The sequence below is a fragment of the Parafilimonas terrae genome, assembly GCF_900115755.1.
In the GTDB taxonomy this organism is placed as follows: Bacteria; Bacteroidota; Bacteroidia; order Chitinophagales; family Chitinophagaceae; genus Parafilimonas; species Parafilimonas terrae.
This window is the reverse complement of sequence record NZ_FOXQ01000001.1, coordinates 138,162-156,202: the sequence shown is the minus strand read 5'-3', so window position 1 is coordinate 156,202 and position 18,041 is coordinate 138,162. Positions and strand designations below refer to the sequence as shown.

Sequence of the window (18,041 nt, the reverse complement as noted above, 5' to 3'; positions counted from 1 at the left end):
TTATTGGTTATTTCCCTGCAGGTATTGAAGGTTAATAACAGCATCATTAAATAAATTTATTGTTGAGAGATAATCGAGTTTTGTTTGTGTTGCAAGCGATAAATTCTGAATAAACTCTACATAACCAATCTCGCCTTTGCTGAACGAAAATTGTGCAACACGCATTTGTTCATTTGCCAGTTGCAAACCGGATGATTGGTAATAATCCAGTGATTGTTTATATTTTAAATATTCCTGTAATGCCTGTTGCCATTGCGTTTTCAACTTTTGTTGCGTAGCGGCTGCCTGCGTTTGTGCAACAGTTAAACCAATTTTTTCGGCATTAATTCTTTCTTTATAAGCACGGCCAATCAAAGGAAAGCTTACACCTACCTGGAAACCGGCAATGCTTGTTCCGTTGAAATAATCACGGTGAATTTTTGCAGGATCAAAACCCTTGATCACTAATTGCTGGCTATAACCAACAGTAAACTCAGGTAAGCGCCTTACTTTTTCCAGGTTAATTTTTGCGTTGGAAATATTAATCGCTTGTTTGTAGTAATCAACCATCGGATTATTGCTTACAACTGATGTATCAAAAGCATTAGCAAAGGCAATTGCCGTTAACGTGTCCTCAGCAACGTCAATACTTTCGGCCGTATTTAATAATTGCTGAAGATTATATAAACGCACCTGTTTATCTGCCAATGCTTCTTTTTGCTGCAACTGTATTTCCTGATATTTGCTTTGCGCTGAAAGCTTTTCAAGGTTAGATGTTTCACCCGTTCTCTGCCTTACTTCTGCTTTTTTGGTAAAATCATTATAAATGCTATCCAGATATTTAAGCACTTTGATTTTTTCCTGTAGGTACAATAAATCATAGTATGCTTCTTTTACATTCTTTACAATTTCTGTCTGCGTTATGGATTTGCTTTTTTCCGCCAGCATGGTTTGCTGCTGTAAAACATTTTTTTGATTTTTATAAACACCCGGCAATGAAATATTTTGTGTAATACCTAACGCATTATCCATATTGCCACCGCTCGTTGGGTCTTGTGTAAGATTAATGTTGGTCTTTGGCGGATCGAACGAAGTTTTCTCCAACGTTTTATTTTGCTCGATTTCAAGCAAAACTGTTTTTACAGAAAGATTATTACTAACAGCGATGTTGATGCAATCCTGTAACGATAATTTTTTTGTTTGTGCATTGATGTTAGCTGATAAAAATATTGTAACGCTAATACATGCTGCATAGCGAACCGAACGTACAGGGAGCAATCTTGCGTGACGAAGCAGCGAGATTGGAAACAACAAAAGCTTTATAGCAGTACGAAGCCGGTCAACAAAAAATATATATTTATTCATGAGTGGTTGTTGCATGTTGAGTAGGTTTTTCTTTTCCTGAAAACAAAATGTATAAGCATGGCAATACAAAAAGCGTAAGCATGGTAGCTGTAATGAGTCCGCCGATAACAACCGTTGCCAACGGTTTTTGTACTTCCGCACCGGCGGTTGCTGATAAAGCCATTGGTAAGAAACCAAGCGATGCAACAGAAGCCGTCATAATAACGGGGCGTAACCGCACCTTCGTTCCTTCCAATACGCGTTCATAAATATTGGTGATGCCTTGCTCTTTTAACTGGTTGAAATAGCTGATAAGCACAATGCCATTTAATACCGCAACGCCAAACAATGCAATGAAACCCACACCTGCTGAAATACTGAAAGGCATGCCGCGGATGAGCAATGCAAACACACCGCCGATTGCCGACAATGGAACGGCTGTAAAAATGAGCAGCGAATATTTTACTGAACGGAATGTGATATACAACAAGAAAAGTATCAGCAGCAATGCAACAGGTACAGCAACCGATAATCTTTGTTTCGCTTGTTGCAGGTTTTGAAATTGCCCCCCATAAGTTGTATAATAGCCTGCAGGCAGTTTTATCTTATTATTGATTAATTGCTGTATTTCTGTTACCGTGCTTTCAACATCGCGGTCACGCACATTAAAGCCAACATAGATTCTGCGCCTGCCATCTTCCCTTGAAATTTGTGCAGGCGCTTCTTTAAATTGTATAGCGGCAACCTGGTTTAACGGTACCCGGTTACCGGAGGGCAACGGGATAAAAAGATTGTTTACTTCGTCAATATTATCTCTTTCATCCCGCTGTAACCGTACCACCATATCAAAACGTTTCTCGCCTTCAAATACAACACCGGCAACATTTCCGGCGAACGCCGTTTTCAAAATCATATTTACATCGCTGATAGAAAGACCATATTGCGCCATCTTATCGCGATTGTATTCTACGGTTATTTGCGGCAGGCCAGTTACCTTTTCAACGTAAGGCGTTTCAACACCTTTTACTTTAGCGATTTGCTTTGCAATGTTGTTAGCCTGCTGTGTGAGCACATCCAAATCATCACCAAAAATTTTAATAGCAACATCCTGCCTTATGCCTGTCATCAGCTCATTAAACCGCATTTGCATGGGTTGTGTAACCTCAACGCTGATACCCGGAATAACCGACAGCGCTTCTTCCATTTGTTCACTCATTGCTTCGCGGGTTGATGCGCTTGTCCATTTTTCTTTTGGCTGCATTGCAATCATCATATCGCCGCGTTCCATCGGCATCGGGTCTGTTGGAATTTCAGAGCTTCCGATTCTTGTTACCACCTGTTTTACTTCAGGAAATTTTTCTTTTATAATCTTTTCAGCTTTGCCAAATGTTTCTACCACCTGTGATAAGGATGATCCCTGCATCATAGAAATTTCTACAGTCAGGTCACCTTCTTCCAGCGTTGGTAAAAATTCACCGCCAAGATTATTGAAGAGGATAATACAGATAATAAATAAGGCAATTGCAATGCCTACGGTTATGATTTTAAATTGTAAAAGCACCTGCAGCATGCGCCTGTATATGCGTTGCAGAAAATCAATGATCCTGTCTGATATATTTTGCCTCTGTGTTGTTTTTTTACTCAGCATCCAAGTACTCATGACAGGCACATAAGTAAGTGAAAGAATGAATGCACCAAGAATGGCAAAGGCAACAGTCTTCGCCATTGGCGTGAACATTTTCCCTTCAATGCCAACGAGGGTTAATAAGGGCAGGTAAACAATAAGAATAATTAACTGGCCGAATGAAGCAGAGCTCATCATAGTGCTGGCGCTTGCATATACTTCATCATTCATTTGTGTTTGCGATAGTTTTACAATGCCCGCATATTTATTCCTGTTTGCATACAGACTGTGAATCACCGCTTCAACAATGATCACGGCGCCGTCAACGATCAACCCAAAATCAATAGCGCCTAAACTCATTAAATTGCCTGATACGCCGAACGTGTTCATCATTCCAAAAGCAAACAACATGGCCAGTGGAATAACTGAGGCAACGAGCAAACCTGCACGAAGGTTTCCAAGCAATAACACAAGTACAAAAATTACAATCAATGCACCTTCAATTAAGTTACGTTCAACAGTGCTCATGGCGCGGTTCACTAATTCAGTCCTGTCAATGAAAGGTTCAATCACTACACCTTCAGGCAGGCTCTTTTGTATTTGCTCCATGCGTTGTTTTACACGGGCAATTACCTTACTGAAGTTTTCACCTTTCAGCATCAGCACAACACCGGCAACCACTTCGCCTTCGCCATTTCTTGTTACCGCCCCATAACGCGTTGCGCTTCCATATTGCACGGCAGCAACATCCCTGATTAAAATTGGAACGCTATTGACATTTTTTACAACAATCTTTTCTATGTCTGATAAGCTTTTTACCTGCCCTAACCCGCGAATGAAATATGCATTGCTGCGTTGTTCAATGTAAGAGCCACCGGTGTTGGCATTATTATCTTCAAGAGCCTTATATATTTCAGGAATGGTGACGTTTTGTGCATTGAGTTTTTCATTGTCAACTGCAATTTCATATTGCTTTACATAACCGCCCCACCCGCTTACTTCAGCCACACCTTCTGTGCCTGCAAGCTGAGTTCGTACAATCCAATCCTGTATTGTTCTTAAATCAGTTGCAGAATATTTTTTTTCATAACCGGGCTTTGTATGAATCACATACTGATATATTTCGCCCAAACCTGTTGTGATGGGAGCGAGTGATGTTTCGCCCAAACCTTCCGGAATATTTTTTTCTGCTTCTGTTAGTTGTTCGCTCACCTGTTGACGTGCCCAATACACATCAACATCATCTTTAAAAACAAGTGTAATAACAGAAATTCCTGAACGGGAAATAGAACGTCTTTCAATGATGTTGGGAATATTTGCCATTGATAATTCAATGGGCGCTGTTACATATTGCTCCACTTCCTGTGCACCGAGTGTAGGCGCCTGCGTAATAATCTGAACCTGGTTATTTGTAATATCCGGCACTGCATCTATGGGCAAATTTGACAGTGAATAGACACCCCAGATAATAAGCGCTATTGTAAATACGGCAACAACCAGTTTATTTTTTATGGAGAACTGAATGATTTTATCAAACATTTTATAACCTTCTTGATGAATAAATAAGCACACTTTGCCCTTGAAGGGAATGTGCAATAACAAAAAGCAAAAGGTTATATTAATTGTGGCGGCTGCCAGATGGGCAAGGCTATTTTTTGAATAGCAGGAGAAATATATTCAGCATTAAAATTAACTATGCTGAAAACCTGTATGTAAGTATGGGATACAAAAGAAAGGTTTGATGAAAAACTGCTGCAGCAAGTGCAACTGCATAGTGGGGGGCATTCGTCTGTTGCATTTTTTTGCTGATGCCCTGCCTGGGCTATTAATGTTTTGCCCTTATTTTCTGTGCATGCCTTATCGGCACAAGGCATAAGGCTTTGTGTCAGCAAAACGACAGTCATTATAAAGGCAAAAAACTTCATTGGCTGCAAAAGTAGCTGATGATAAATATATGAGACAAATAAAAGATTGAAATGCAGTTGCAAAGATTGCATTCTGATCTTATGTTGATGCCATTATATATTCAACGCAATAAATGCTGCATAGTATTATGGAGGTTAAAATAAAAAATCTCAAATTATTGGAATTTTAAAACGGCATCCTGTATATCTTCCTTTATAAATCCCCAATACTTTCCTTTCAGACATTAGTAAAAACTCTAAACAATTTATGGCGGGGCAAAATAGATTTTTGGGTAGGCAACAATGCTGATAGGTATTTCAAAAACCTTTTTATAAAAAGATATTAGCTACCATTGGCGAGGCTAGCATTATTTAAATTATTATTCCATAAGAGTGTCATCCTTGTGTATTTGATATTAATAGATCATGTCTCAAAACTTCCTGTCAAACACATATTCGATACTCAGATAGCACTTCGTTTGAATGCATGTATCAAAAACTGATTTTTTTACAAAGCCGTTGCTTCTCTGAATCAATGATGAGAAATCCGCAAACAGGTTAGTATATGGCAATTACCAGTACCATACATTCATAAAATCGTCTGATACCACTATCAGATTTACTAACTTGAATATATCTGATATAGTAGTTAATACTTTTAGGAATAAATGGATGACGTAGATATTTACTTTAAAGTCTGAGAAGCTCATTCTTTATTTTTTCCCAGCATCTCTTTCCAATTTTTTTGCTTCTTCTTTCAACCGCAATGCTTTTTGTATCCGGTAAAAATTGGTTTGATATTCTTTCTCTTTCTGTATAACAGTCTTTCGCATATCCGGGCTTTTAATATAGGCAGAATCGATATGATCAAGATATTGCTGAAGTGATTTGTGTGCAGTGTCAAGCCTTATCGCCCGGTATTTGGTATCGTTAGCAATAAAGCTGTTTAACTTTTTTCCGGTATTAAACCATCCGGCGCAAACGGTGCAAAGCGTGATCATCAAAATGGCTGCAGCCCAAATTATTTTAGGCAGATGGTGATGGTGTTCTACTTTCTGAACAGGGGCTGTGTTAAGTTTATCAAGCAGTATATCTATTTGCATGCTAAGCGCTGACATTTTCTTTTCAGATAAACCTGCATTATGAACATTCTCTTTTAATGATCCGATGGTAGCAACCAATTGTTTTATTTCGGCATTATTGTCTGTTTGCTTTTTTATAAATGCTTCTATGTTTTCAATCCGCTTATCCTGCTTTCCCATTTTATTAATGGCTACTTCCATAAAAGCATGGCTGCCATAATTTGTTTCACTCTCCATAATGCTACATTTTAAAACTTGTTTGAATATTGTTTCTTAATGACCAAATGATGGCCTTTGCCTTCTCTTTTTTTTCCGCCTTTGTTCTTCCAGGAGTTCTTGTGGAAGACCTTTTTCTTCTTTCACAGGTTCCAGAACTGCTTTCCACACGTCTGGCATGTTTTTATTTATTTCCTTTTTTATATCCGGGTGGTTTTGTTTTAACTGCCTGTTCACCTTTTCAGCAAGCGCTTGTTTCTCTGATAACCTTTGCTGTAATCCCAGCTTTTTTGTAAGAGATATGTAAGAGAACTTCCGGTCAACCTGGCTCCCCTTAAAGGAATAATCCCCCATCTTAAAACTGATGCCTTGTTTCTCCTGTGTATGGCCTTTGTATTTATATATTGTTTCAATACCGTGCTTATTGAGTTTGTTTTCCAGTTCTTCCACCGTTTTACATCCAGGTAGTTGTTCTGAAATAGTTATAAAAATTTTATACCGTGCTGCTTCATATGCATTGAGTGATTCCAGGTGTGTTAGCTTCAGGTTCTTTTCTATGGCCTGAACAAGCTGGTGCTTTATGGTAAGCGCCTGCGCAATTTTCTTTCCCCTTAAGCCAATCCAGCTATTGCTGATGGCCTTACCATCATTGTTTACCATGTTAGCAACAATATGCAGGTGAAGATGTGACCTGTCGGTATGTTTACTGATAGCAACTTGCGTATTTACAATATTTAACTGCTCTAAATATTCCAGCGCTATCGTTTTCATTTTTTCATCTCCCGGTTTTTCTCCCGGATAAAAACTTAAAATAGCATGCATACAGGCCAGTTTTTTTTCGGGGCGTAGTGCTTGCTGCAGGGCAAAATCTTCTGTCATCAATTTAAAATCATAACCCCTTACACCTTCTGCTACGAGTAGCTCTGCGCCGGGTTTATTGGTAATATACCGGCAGGTATGATAGAAAGAATGTGCGGTAAGATGCTTGCTGATCATGGTTTTAATTTTTGCATGACACCATCAAGCTGCTTTCTGTACACCTCAAAATATTGCATGGCTTCAAAAAGCCCTTCCCTGTGGCAAACCCTGGCTACCTGGTTGATGTTGACGGCCATGCCGGCAAGCTGCCGGAAGAGTTGCATCTCTTCAACCGAAATTTTGCTAGTAATCTTTGCTTTTATAACAACCTGCCTGATATAGGCTGAAGGTTTTATTCCGGCTGAATTTGCTTTTTCTTTGAGGATAAAATATTCCTGCCGGTTAAACCGTACAGATATTTTAATATCCTTTTTGAGTGATTGCAAAGGCCTTCCGCCTTTTGATTTTTTCACCGGCACATTTTCCATACACCTCATTTTTTCATCAACATTTACTTAAGCGTATCAGCCATAATTCCTTTTGCGACCAACGGGAGAAAAAGGCGAGCGTGGTTGGCCAAAAGGGTTTTTGCAGGACAACAACACCGCTCGCCTTACAAAACTTACAGTCAGCAAAATATATTCGTAAGCATACCTCATTATATCATTTCAGTAGTTTTATTAAATCAACTTCTCAGCGCTTCGCTGTTAAATAGCTGCGGGCTGTTGATGCCATGTTTACGGATGCTGTCTTTCAGGTCAAGCCAAAGCCGGATATTATAATCAGCTATCTCCATCAAATCGGTTTCTGATAGCCTGAATGGATTGGATACTATAGCTACCTGTTTTGAAACAGTTTTTTCTTTGGAGCCTTCGTTTAAAGGTTTTACAGTACTGCCAGGTTTTGTTACATCAGCTTCCTGCTGAAGACAGGAAAGAATATTGGGGGCATAGCCTTCACCAATTTCAAGGCTTTTGCTGATAGCCACACTGTTACCAAAAAGTTTTACCTGTTTGCCGCTTGATAGAAAAAGCGTTCTTCTTTTAAATTCTGCCATGATTGATTTGTTTAATAGTTGTAATTGAATAAAGGGGCGAGTGAAAGAAAAAGTTAACCGGGAGAATGATCCGGTTATAATTGCAACAACTCCTGCAGGTCTTTCCACCGGAAATATACCCTTGACCTAATCTTGCAGGGCTTCAATTTCCCATGCCTGATCCAGTCATAAATGGTTGGCCTAGTTACCTGGAGTATCTGGCATACTTCCTGGGTTTTGTAGAGTGGCTTATATGTTAAGCCAGACGTTTGATATTCCGGAGGTTTAGCTGCTTTGTTGGCATTACTAACCTCTTCCTTAATAATTTCCCTTATTTGCCTCCAGAAATAAGCTGGTTCATACGGGAACAACATCGGCGTTACAGCCGGTTCATTTTGCACATTTCTTTCCATCACATTTTGTTTAGAAGTGCAAAATGTAAAAACCTGAAACTTTTATCAAGCTAACTATAGATAATCTTACAGTAGTTGACGATTTAAGTTCACATCGGTTGGAAAAGGCCAGATTGTTGGTTTGATTTGCCACCTTAAAGCACCTTGCGCTTCTTATTAAAATGTATTTTCGGTGCGGTGGGGATCATTATAGAAATCCACTTTAAACCGCTTGCCATCAACGACTTAAATAGCCATCTGACACTTTTGAGATAATAAAACCGTGTTGATTTTTGCTTTAATGACGGTAATAGGTGTATTAACTTCATATCAGTTTAGTATAACAATATTGATTGGACGCAACTGAAAGGAGCCGGAATACTAAACAAATGATTTAAATTATTTGAACTTTTTCATATGGCAAGCAATCGTTAGAGGTCAGTCCGTTTCCACGGAAGGACCATTTTTTTTATCGGCCACCGCGTGCTTCTACAACTTGAATTTTACCAATAAAGAAATCGATCTAATTACTATAAAACTGATGTGTAACATACCAGGGTAAAACAATCCGGTTATGCTAATCCTTTTTCGAAAAGCATTTTATTTCCAAACCTTTTAAAATTGAAATTGCCTTTTCAAAATGCAGGCTTTCAAAAAAACGATAAGCTTCAAAAAACCTGTTTTCAATCTCCGTTCTTGCCCGGCCCTGGAGTTTATTTCTTCTGTGTGCACTACCCCAAAACAAATCGATGGCGCTTTTAATACTGCGCTGGTCAACACCATATAGCTGGGTCAGCAGCTCCGTATAAGCATCATCATTCTTTAAGGAATCAATGCCTGCTGTTTTATCCAGTACATACCAGATTAATACTAGCGTTGGATTGGGCAGTTGCGCTTTCCTGCATTTTTCAAGCTCATAACAACGACTATCGTTTTCTTTCTGTTGTATTTTATATAACTCCGGATAAATGTTCCGGCGAACAAAGGAAGGTATAAGAAGAAGATTAGCAACAGGAAAATCACAGCCGCCGAAATAACTAATGCTGCAGTTGATGATAAGTTATAAGGATTAATAAGTGCAACACCTAACAAAGCGAGAAAACTAATTGCGCCAAAATGGAACGGAACTTTTCTAAACCAATAATCATAAATCAATAGCCAACGGTTTAGAGGATAGTTAATTGCAGTGCTGCCGTCATTAATTTGACCGGAGACAATTATTTTACTAAAATCAAATAACAGTAAGGAAAACCCTTTTCGCATCAGTTCTTTCATCACACTTCGTTTTAATAAAGATATAAATATGGATTTAGAAAAAAATCCTTAAACTAAAATAGTAATACTTGATTTTAATTATGCATCGAAAATTTAAAATCGTTCCACATAATATTTATTCATGTTTTTTTCCTGACAATCCCCTCGTACAAACCGAAAAGGGGTTGACAGGAAAAAACTTTGCTTTGATAAGGGTAATCTATTTTTCTTATGGCTTAAGGTTTATGCCGAAGCTTTCTATAAGCTTTTTTTACTTCATCAATATTCTTCATGTCTTTTACATTAATATCCTGATTAGATTTTTGTTGAAGATGTTCGCCTAAATATTTTGTAACCCACTCTGCTAATTTCTGAGCAACGTGAATTATTTCTCCTTTACGGACATCAGCAATCAATTGTACTTTACTTGAATTATCTATCAACTGAAGCCTGTCAGGATAAGAGAAATAATGATTTAAAAGTTTAAGTCCGTTAATATAACGTTGTTCCACTACTGATGGTGTTACAAAGTGATCGCCAAGCAAAACCCGCTCTTTTATACGTTGGTTTAGAATGTCTGTATTGTCAGTGGACATATACAAAATATGAAGCTCATAACCTGTTTTTTGTATTTCAAGCAAAAACTTCCAGGTATCGCTATCTGCAAGGTTGGTTTCAATAGCAAAAGAATTATTTAACCTTCTCTGCTCTTCCATAAGCCGGATGGCCTCACGGTTACTATATTCCTGGGTATTACCAGATAAAATAATCCCGGCGCTTCTTACTTCCTTTGCAATTTCATCTGAGTTGATAATTGGGATATTTGAAGGAATAAGATCGTATGAGGAAGTTGTTTTACCAATCCCGTTTGGCCCTGCAATAACATATAAAATCGGCATGATACTTACTTGACCACTTCCGCAATATTGCCATCAGCATATTCTGCATAAACCTTTCCATCCTTGCTAAAATAGATGGGTCGTCCTTTAGAAAAAGCTTTTTCTTTCGCCCTGCGGACGATTGAAATGGCTGCTGCCTGAAATTCATCCTGACTCATCTCGAAGGACGATTTGTGTGCCCCGCCATATCTTAATAATATTGGTTCTGACTGTAGTTCCATACTATAAAGTTAGATTTCAAAATTACTAATTTTAAATTTTGTAGTATTCGCCTATTATAAGCCCCTGTATAGTTTTGTCTCCTTTAATGGTCAATTTATAAAGCTGGCGATCCAGGTATTTAAATTCCGTTTTCCAATTAAACCGCCAGCCAGATTTTTTCAAAACGGTCTTTAAATCTTTTGATGTTACAGAAAGCACTTCTGTTTCATAACTATGGCCGTTAGCTGCGCCCTCTATGCTTTCTGTTATTTTGTCTATTACAAAATTTTGTTTTTGCATATCCTGGCTTCCTTATCGGCTAATTATTTTTGTTGCTGGATGATTAGAGCCTTCAAGTTTTTGCCTCAGCATTTTCATATCATCACTGATTCTTTGTTTTACAATATGAACATACACCTGTGTAGTACTGAGTTTGGTATGCCCCAGCATCTTGCTAACAGTTTCAACAGGAACACCATTGGTTAATGTTACAGTGGTGGCAAACGTGTGCCTTGCTGTATGAAAGCTTAGTTCTTTTTTGATACCACATAATTGAGCAATTTCTTTGATGTATTTGTTTAGCCTTTGATTGGACATAAATGGCAGCAAGCGTCCGCGATAGAATACCCTTGGTTCATCCTTATATTTTTGAATAATAAAATAGGCCTTTGGTAATAAGGGCATGTTGACAGGAATGTCTGTTTTCTGCCTTTTGGTATTGATCCAATATTCACCATCAATTCCAATACATATATTATTACTGCGCAATTTATCAAGGTCTATATAAGACAGACCGGTATAACAGCAGAATACAAATAAATCCCTGGCGCGGCTAACAATTTTCTTAGATAGTTCAATATGCTCGAATTTTTCAAGTTCCTCAGCCGTAAGAAAGAACATCTCTTTTCTTTTAAACTTCAGCTTGTACTGCGCAAAAGGGTCTTTGGGAACCCACTCCATCTTATAAGCAAGCGTCACCATTTTCCTTAACCTTTCCATGTGTTTCATGACACCATTATTGGTTAATGGATTGCTCGCATCCAATGGCTTGCAGGTTCTTAAGAAAAATTCAAATTCTGTTATGAATTGATAGTTGAGCGATGAAAGAAATATGTCTGCATTCTTATATTTCTGTTTAAGAAAAAGCCGCACATATTTTTCGGTTGTAATATAATTTTTCAAAGTGCCCCAGGCGAGCACCTGCTTCATATTGGTGTTATGATACTTTATCAATCCGAGCAAAGTGTTTTCAACTTTTGTTTCGCCGAGATAAAGTTCCTTAATGGCATGAGGGGACACAACTTTATGTTCCAACAATAGTTGCTGATAACATTCCATCAACCGGTAACGGGTATCGTCGATAAACTTATTGATTTGTTTGGCTTCGGGTGTTCTGCAAATAATACATTCCCTTTTTGAATCCCATAAGGCAATAGATATTGTTTTCTTTAAAGAGATATCCATTACTTTTTTGGAAATAGTAATTCTTGCAACAATAAAGGCTTTTTCAGCATTACCTTTTTTCCGGATGGCGATAAAACGCACGCAAAATGTTTGGGTAGTCTTCATACAACACAATTTTTAGGTTTAAAAATTTTCTTACTCCTCGGTACTACCTGGATAAAACAATGTGAAATGTCTTAAAAAGGATGGTCCACCCTTCAAAAGTAGCGCTTAAGAAAGCGCATAGATGTCTCATTGTTTTACTCATAAAACCTATGAGTAAAATGATGAGAGATGGTGTAAAATGGGGTAAAGTGTAAAAATTACAAAGCCCGCAACTTATTGATTTTGCGGGCTTTAAGTAAAAGTTAATAAAATGGTTCGTCGGGATGACTGGATTCGAACCAGCGGCCTCTTCGTCCCGAACGAAGCGCGCTACCGGGCTGCGCTACATCCCGAAATTGGACGGCAAAAATATTCTTATAACATTAATCGCCCAACACAAAAATTTGTTTAACCGCATAAAAAAAACCATCGAAGAACAACGATGGCTTTTTATATTTTGTTTTTGCAGTTTATTTTGAAATTAATCCTGCAAAATATTTTACAGTGCGTACTAACTGACTTACATAGCTCATTTCATTATCGTACCAGCTAACGGTTTTTACCAGTTGCTGATCACCAATAGTTAACACTTTTGTTTGGGTCGCATCAAACAAAGAGCCATAATGCATGCCAACAATATCACTGCTTACAATTTCATCTTCGGTATAACCATAGCTTTCATTGGCTGCAGCTTTCATGGCAGCATTAATTTCTTCCGCACTAACCTTTTTACCAAGAATAGTTGTAAGCTCGGTTACTGATCCTGTTAAAACCGGCACACGCTGTGCAGTTCCATCGAGCTTGCCTTTTAAATTAGGTAAAACCAGGCCGATTGCTTTTGCAGCGCCGGTGCTGTTCGGAACAATATTCTGTGCGGCAGCCCTGGCCCTTCTTAAATCGCCTTTTGCATGAGGTGCATCTTGTGTATTCTGATCGTTAGTATAAGCATGTATAGTTGTCATTAGGCCCATTACAATGCCATAACTATCATCAAGCACTTTTGCCATTGGTGCAAGGCAATTGGTGGTGCAGGATGCACAGCTGATTATTGTTTCAGAACCATCAAGAATATCGTGGTTTACATTAAATACAATGGTTTTAAGATCGCCTGTGGCCGGAGCGGAGATAACAACGCGTTTTGCGCCTGCTTTTAAATGTGCTTCTGCTTTTGTTTTGTCGGCGAAAAAGCCAGTACATTCTAAAACCACATCCACATCATGCTCGCCCCAGGGAATTTGGGAAGGATCTTTTTGTGCGTATATTTTTATTTCATCGCCTTCAACTATAATTGAATTTTCTGTAGCCTTCACTTCTTTTCCAAAACCACCTTGTGCGCTGTCGTATTTTAATAAATGAGCCAATACTTTCGGGCTTGTAAGATCGTTGATAGCAACAACATCTATTCCATCCATATTGTAAATCTGGCGATAAACCAGACGGCCAATTCTGCCAAATCCATTTATGGCAACTTTAACTGTACTCATAACTTTTTTATTTTTTGAGACCGCAAATTTACGCCTTTATGTCAAGAAAAATTAAAGTTTTTAAAAGGCTTTAAGGTTGTTGAAAGCGAAATGCAATCATCATTTAACGTTAAGGCTTCTGTAGCTTGCCGCTTAACCCGGTTTTCTATTTATTCAACCATACATTGTTTCTCTTGTCAACATCAACGTCAAAAAAATCGCCTAATTCTATCCTGGAAACGGGTGAGGCGTTGGTATAGCTGAGGATAACCGTTTTATTACCGTTTTTCCAGGCGTCTATTGTTTTATGTATTTTTTCGGTAGCGCCATTCTCAAAATAAATAGTAAGGTCAACAGGTGTTGGTTTATTGCCTTTGGATAATATAACAACCTGTTTCTTCGCCGGTTTCACTTCCGCAATGGCAAGGTCGGGATAACCTTTATCAAAGAACCATATCTTCCAAAACCAATTCATGTTTATGCCTGCTCCTTCATTCATGCAATTAAAAAAATCGTATGGCAGCGGATGTTTGCCATTCCATGTTTTTATATAATGATGAAGGGCCTTAAAAAATATTTCATCACCCAGCATATCTTTTATATATAAATAACCTAAGCCAGGTTTTGGATAAGAATTAATGGAAAACGCCGATTCATGCTCAAAATAAATGCCCTGCATTTGTGTGCTTGGCGTAATTACGGGCAAATCTATTTCGTTGCCTGCAACGGCTTCATAATCTGCTACGGCAAAACTGTCAACCCTGCCGGGCAGGTACATAGGCGTAAAAAGCCATTCTGCAAGCGTGGCCCAGCCTTCATCCATCCATCCGTATTTTGTTTCATTAATACCCATATAAAAAGGAAACATGGTATGAAATATTTCATGGCTGGTGAGCGAAAAACTTTCCACCGCGCCATGTTGCGGAATGTCATTCACCATCATCGGGTATTCCATTTTATCAAGGCCGTCAAAAATAGTTTCATGATTATAGGGATATGGCCATTTTGGAAAACGAAAACTCATGTATTCAACCGTGCTTCTTGCTTCTTTTATAACATCAGCATAATCTGTATGCAATGGGTTATATACTGCATCAACACGTGTTCTGCGCCCGGTTGCTGAATCCACAATAAGGCTTGAGGCTTTCCATATATAATGATCGCTTATGGCAAAAACAAAATCCGTAACATGCTTTGCATTAAAGCGAAAAGTGTTTACTGCATTATTGTTTGTAAAGCTTTTTGAAGCAAGGTCTGTGCTGTCGATTATGGTTATATATTCATTATTGTTCTCTGCGCTTTTCAGGCGCTGGCAAACTTTACTGCTATATACTTCATCGCAATTAATGAGATCGCCTGTTGCCCAAACTGCAAAGCTGTTTGGAACAGTGATGGCAGCATTAAAGTTGCAGAAGTCGTTATAGAATTCATAAGTGCCGGTGTATTGGCTCATGTTCCATCCATCCACATCATCATACACGGTTATGCGCGGAAAACTATAGGCAATAAAATAAGCGCCTTCTTCCACTTCACCTGTTCTTATATGCGAAGTTTTATTAAGCGTATAAGAATATTGAATGCTGAAATGTATTGTTTGCAATGGCAATAACGTTGCAGGCACTATCATATTAGTGCCTTGTATAACAATTTTTGTTGGATCAAACTGCTGATTGTTCACAGCTATTTTTTCAATAGCCATGCCCTTGCTTACATCCTGTTCTTCCACGGGATAACCGCGCATAGCGCCGGCTTTATAAAAATCAGTGTAAAGCTTAAATACAATTTTATTAAGCGTGTCGGGGCTGTTGTTTATATAATCAATATCAACGGTACCGCTTATTAATCTTGTTGCAGGATTAACATTGATGCTGATATCATACGAAGCTGTGTTTTGCCAGTATTTTTCACCTGGCTGGCCGCTTGTATTTCTTGTATTTTTATCAAAAGCAGCCTGTATATTCCTGGCAACAGGCAAACTTATTTGTGCATGTAGCTGAAATAAAGCAAGACAATAAATAACAGTTGTAAGAATGGCTTTTTTTATCATATAATTTTGGTTGTAGATTTTGGTAAACAGCCCGGCCGGCCTGCAATAGCGGTCTCACCGAAGGACAAAAGAGCATGAATGTGAACTGAGGGATAACAATCTTTCAAAGGTTGTCATCCCTGGTTGTGCAGCTTTATCTTTATCACTACATCATCGGCTGTTATAAACAAAATATCTTTTGTTTCATTAAAAGCACAATTGGAAGTTGGCCTGTTATACACTTTAATTAAACCAATCAATTTTCCTTCGGGGGAAATAATATTAATGCCATCCGGCCCGGCGCTAAAAATATTTCCATGCTTATCAACTTTAAAACCATCGGCGCCTTGCTTAACAGTTGCGTTTGCTTTCATTACAGTTGCATCCAGTAAAATATGACCGTTTTTGAGGTTGCCGTCTTCATCAAGATCGTAAGCATACCATTTTGGATGTTCATCATCACTGCTGGCAATGTATAAAGTTTTTTCATCGTTGGATAATGCAATGCCATTAGGCTTTTTAATAGAATCAATTAATAACGATAATTTGCCATCAGCCGTTATTTTATACACGCCTTCAATATCTAATTCTCTTGTTGAATCTTTGTCACGCTGCGGCAAACCATAAACCGGGTCGGTAAAATAAATATTGTTATCGCTGTCTGTAACAAGATCGTTCGGGCTGTTGAATTTTTTGCCATTATAGCTGGATGCAAGCACTGTAAATTCAGGCTGCGGCGCATCCAAGCCTGAATTTAATTTTACAACCTGCCTGTTGCCGGATTGGCATAACAACAGGTTGCCATTTTTATCTAATGTTAAGCCATTGGAACCATCCTCTCCGCCAATGCGTTTTACAGCACCTGTGTAACCTGAAGGTGTTAAATATAATTTGGCTGTATCGCCTTCTTTCCATTGGTAAATTTTATTCTCAATTACATCGGAAAATAACAGTATTTGTTTGGCTGGCACCCAAACCGGGCCTTCGCTCCAGGTATAACCTTTGGCTATAATTTCAATTGCTGCGTTGCTGTCAATTGCCTGCAATGCAGCCGCATCATATATTTCAATTTTACCAATTGCTGTATCTGATTTTTGCGCCGGTGACTGATGTGTGTTTTCACCGCATGAACTTATTAATATGTATAGCAGCAATGCAGGTATAAATCTTTTCATAATGGCTATTTCAATTTTAAATTTATTGATAATGATTAAATAAAACGGTTTGCGCATTTATTAATGCCTTGTCAGCATCTTCTGTTAAAACCCTTAAATTTTTATTTAAAAATGACAGGGCTGTATGATATAATTGTAATAAATTCCCAGAAGAAACAATGGTTACAGCATCAATATCTTCCCTTAAAACCTGTTTTAATTCTTCGCCTATAAGCAGGCCGCTTAAATAATGATAGTTTTCTTTTTTGTTCATTGCATTAAACAATGCGTTGATGCGAACATGAAAAATGTTGTTTAATAAAGATGATGCCGTAGCATCGTGTATGCCTTTTAAAAAAGCATCGTTAGTTTCAATACCTGTATTATCTTTTTCTACCGAATTTGATAAAATGCTTTTCGTTGACAGCAGTTGAAACAACTCGCCGGTCATATAGGTTTTAATTTCCGTAAGTATATTATTTCCAGTTAAAACATGTTTTGAATGCGTGCCCGGTAATATGAATAATTGTTTGTTGAATGATGAATTTATAGCGCAGCCTGCGAGTATTGTTTCTTCGCCGCGCATTACATCTGTTGGTGAACAGGCGCCGGAAATTAATATTGTTGTATGCTGAAAAGAAGGAGTTGGTTCAATAACATCAGCCAATAAATTTTGTGGTTGAATAACAAACGGAATTTTTTTGTAAGGCAATTCTTTCATGCCGATGGCAGATGATGCCATGCCGGCAATTATTAGCGGCACATTATTAAGCGATGTATTTATTTGCTGTTCCAGCACCGGTATTCGTTCTTTTATATAACGGCTGTAAAATGAAAACCTGCTGATATTTTGTTCCTTCTTCCACGCCTCATGAGTGGCCGAAATGCCTTGCTGTGTAAGCGTTTCAGCCAATACTGTTTTTGCTGCTGCATCAATTAAACGCAGCCGGAATGAACTTGTTCCCCAATCGCAGCTTAAGAAGGTTTGCATATTTGTTTTGAACCTGATTTATTGCTGAATAATGTATCAATTGTACAAGCCCTGCCCGGCTGACACCGGT

General features: G+C 38.3%; 17 protein-coding genes and 1 tRNA gene. All 18 read right to left on the bottom strand.

The annotated features are described in order from the left end of the window. Positions 1–1,344 (bottom strand): TolC family protein, encoded by a 1,344-nt coding sequence (locus tag BM015_RS00615; protein WP_177191768.1) that lies wholly within the window; start codon positions 1,342–1,344, stop codon positions 1–3. Then, positions 1,337–4,486 (bottom strand): efflux RND transporter permease subunit, encoded by a 3,150-nt coding sequence (locus BM015_RS00610; protein WP_090655092.1) that lies wholly within the window; start codon positions 4,484–4,486, stop codon positions 1,337–1,339. Before BM015_RS00610 ends, BM015_RS00615 begins: the two co-directional genes overlap by 8 nt. A gap of 74 nt (positions 4,487–4,560) precedes the next feature. Beyond that, positions 4,561–4,872 carry a DUF6660 family protein gene (locus BM015_RS22030; protein ID WP_090653477.1) on the bottom strand — a complete coding sequence of 104 codons (312 nt, stop codon included), beginning with the start codon at positions 4,870–4,872 and terminating at the stop codon, positions 4,561–4,563. 692 nt (positions 4,873–5,564) lie between these two features. Beyond that, positions 5,565–6,170, bottom strand: a complete 606-nt coding sequence (locus BM015_RS00600) for a hypothetical protein (RefSeq protein WP_090653476.1) — start codon at positions 6,168–6,170, stop codon at positions 5,565–5,567. A gap of 36 nt (positions 6,171–6,206) precedes the next feature. Next, positions 6,207–7,145, bottom strand: a complete 939-nt coding sequence (locus BM015_RS00595; RefSeq protein WP_090653475.1) for a relaxase/mobilization nuclease domain-containing protein — start codon at positions 7,143–7,145, stop codon at positions 6,207–6,209. Continuing rightward, positions 7,142–7,495 (bottom strand): plasmid mobilization protein, encoded by a 354-nt coding sequence (locus BM015_RS00590; protein WP_090653474.1) that lies wholly within the window; start codon positions 7,493–7,495, stop codon positions 7,142–7,144. Before BM015_RS00590 ends, BM015_RS00595 begins: the two co-directional genes overlap by 4 nt. A 197-nt stretch (positions 7,496–7,692) precedes the next feature. Next, positions 7,693–8,064 (bottom strand): hypothetical protein, encoded by a 372-nt coding sequence (locus BM015_RS00585; RefSeq protein WP_090653473.1) that lies wholly within the window; start codon positions 8,062–8,064, stop codon positions 7,693–7,695. Between the two features lie 74 nt (positions 8,065–8,138). Then, positions 8,139–8,456: a helix-turn-helix domain-containing protein gene (locus BM015_RS00580; protein WP_090653472.1), complete on the bottom strand. Its 318-nt coding sequence runs from the start codon at positions 8,454–8,456 to the stop codon at positions 8,139–8,141. Between the two features lie 849 nt (positions 8,457–9,305). After that, positions 9,306–9,710 (bottom strand): hypothetical protein, encoded by a 405-nt coding sequence (locus BM015_RS00575; protein WP_090653471.1) that lies wholly within the window; start codon positions 9,708–9,710, stop codon positions 9,306–9,308. Between the two features lie 215 nt (positions 9,711–9,925). Then, entirely contained in the window at positions 9,926–10,588 is a 663-nt protein-coding gene (locus BM015_RS00570) for an ATPase (RefSeq protein ID WP_090653470.1), read from the bottom strand. A gap of 5 nt (positions 10,589–10,593) precedes the next feature. Continuing rightward, positions 10,594–10,809: a hypothetical protein gene (locus BM015_RS00565; RefSeq protein ID WP_090653469.1), complete on the bottom strand. Its 216-nt coding sequence runs from the start codon at positions 10,807–10,809 to the stop codon at positions 10,594–10,596. Positions 10,810–10,840: 31 nt separating this feature from the next. Then, a complete protein-coding gene (locus BM015_RS00560; RefSeq protein ID WP_090653468.1) occupies positions 10,841–11,089 on the bottom strand; it encodes a hypothetical protein in 249 nt (82 codons plus the stop codon). A gap of 12 nt (positions 11,090–11,101) precedes the next feature. Next, positions 11,102–12,358: a site-specific integrase gene (locus BM015_RS00555; RefSeq protein ID WP_090653467.1), complete on the bottom strand. Its 1,257-nt coding sequence runs from the start codon at positions 12,356–12,358 to the stop codon at positions 11,102–11,104. Between the two features lie 258 nt (positions 12,359–12,616). Further along, positions 12,617–12,690, bottom strand: a tRNA-Pro gene (locus BM015_RS00550). 117 nt (positions 12,691–12,807) lie between these two features. Continuing rightward, entirely contained in the window at positions 12,808–13,821 is a 1,014-nt protein-coding gene (gene gap, locus BM015_RS00545) for a type I glyceraldehyde-3-phosphate dehydrogenase (protein WP_090653466.1), read from the bottom strand. 145 nt (positions 13,822–13,966) lie between these two features. After that, positions 13,967–15,847, bottom strand: a complete 1,881-nt coding sequence (locus BM015_RS00540) for a M1 family metallopeptidase (RefSeq protein ID WP_090653465.1) — start codon at positions 15,845–15,847, stop codon at positions 13,967–13,969. A 113-nt stretch (positions 15,848–15,960) separates the two neighbouring features. Continuing rightward, the gene (locus tag BM015_RS00535) at positions 15,961–17,001 is read right to left on the bottom strand and encodes an SMP-30/gluconolactonase/LRE family protein (protein WP_177191767.1); all 1,041 of its coding nucleotides are present in this window, start codon (positions 16,999–17,001) and stop codon (positions 15,961–15,963) included. Between the two features lie 22 nt (positions 17,002–17,023). Continuing rightward, the gene (locus tag BM015_RS00530) at positions 17,024–17,971 is read right to left on the bottom strand and encodes a 2-dehydro-3-deoxygalactonokinase (RefSeq protein ID WP_090653463.1); all 948 of its coding nucleotides are present in this window, start codon (positions 17,969–17,971) and stop codon (positions 17,024–17,026) included. Positions 17,972–18,041: the final 70 nt, after the last annotated feature.

Bases quoted from the DNA above. Each gene is read 5' to 3' on its own strand.
- BM015_RS22030 (WP_090653477.1), bottom strand. From the start codon at position 4,872: ATGAAGTTTTTTGCCTTTATAATGACTGTCGTTTTGCTGACACAAAGC.
- BM015_RS00585 (WP_090653473.1), bottom strand. From the start codon at position 8,064: ATGGCAGAATTTAAAAGAAGAACGCTTTTTCTATCAAGCGGCAAACAG.
- BM015_RS00560 (WP_090653468.1), bottom strand. From the start codon at position 11,089: ATGCAAAAACAAAATTTTGTAATAGACAAAATAACAGAAAGCATAGAG.
- BM015_RS00590 (WP_090653474.1), bottom strand. From the start codon at position 7,495: ATGGAAAATGTGCCGGTGAAAAAATCAAAAGGCGGAAGGCCTTTGCAA.
- BM015_RS00615 (WP_177191768.1), bottom strand. From the start codon at position 1,344: ATGAATAAATATATATTTTTTGTTGACCGGCTTCGTACTGCTATAAAG.
- BM015_RS00610 (WP_090655092.1), bottom strand. From the start codon at position 4,486: ATGTTTGATAAAATCATTCAGTTCTCCATAAAAAATAAACTGGTTGTT.
- BM015_RS00555 (WP_090653467.1), bottom strand. From the start codon at position 12,358: ATGAAGACTACCCAAACATTTTGCGTGCGTTTTATCGCCATCCGGAAA.
- BM015_RS00540 (WP_090653465.1), bottom strand. From the start codon at position 15,847: ATGATAAAAAAAGCCATTCTTACAACTGTTATTTATTGTCTTGCTTTA.
- gap (WP_090653466.1), bottom strand. From the start codon at position 13,821: ATGAGTACAGTTAAAGTTGCCATAAATGGATTTGGCAGAATTGGCCGT.
- BM015_RS00565 (WP_090653469.1), bottom strand. From the start codon at position 10,809: ATGGAACTACAGTCAGAACCAATATTATTAAGATATGGCGGGGCACAC.
- BM015_RS00600 (WP_090653476.1), bottom strand. From the start codon at position 6,170: ATGGAGAGTGAAACAAATTATGGCAGCCATGCTTTTATGGAAGTAGCC.
- BM015_RS00580 (WP_090653472.1), bottom strand. From the start codon at position 8,456: ATGGAAAGAAATGTGCAAAATGAACCGGCTGTAACGCCGATGTTGTTC.
- BM015_RS00530 (WP_090653463.1), bottom strand. From the start codon at position 17,971: ATGCAAACCTTCTTAAGCTGCGATTGGGGAACAAGTTCATTCCGGCTG.
- BM015_RS00575 (WP_090653471.1), bottom strand. From the start codon at position 9,710: ATGAAAGAACTGATGCGAAAAGGGTTTTCCTTACTGTTATTTGATTTT.
- BM015_RS00595 (WP_090653475.1), bottom strand. From the start codon at position 7,145: ATGATCAGCAAGCATCTTACCGCACATTCTTTCTATCATACCTGCCGG.
- BM015_RS00535 (WP_177191767.1), bottom strand. From the start codon at position 17,001: ATGAAAAGATTTATACCTGCATTGCTGCTATACATATTAATAAGTTCA.
- BM015_RS00570 (WP_090653470.1), bottom strand. From the start codon at position 10,588: ATGCCGATTTTATATGTTATTGCAGGGCCAAACGGGATTGGTAAAACA.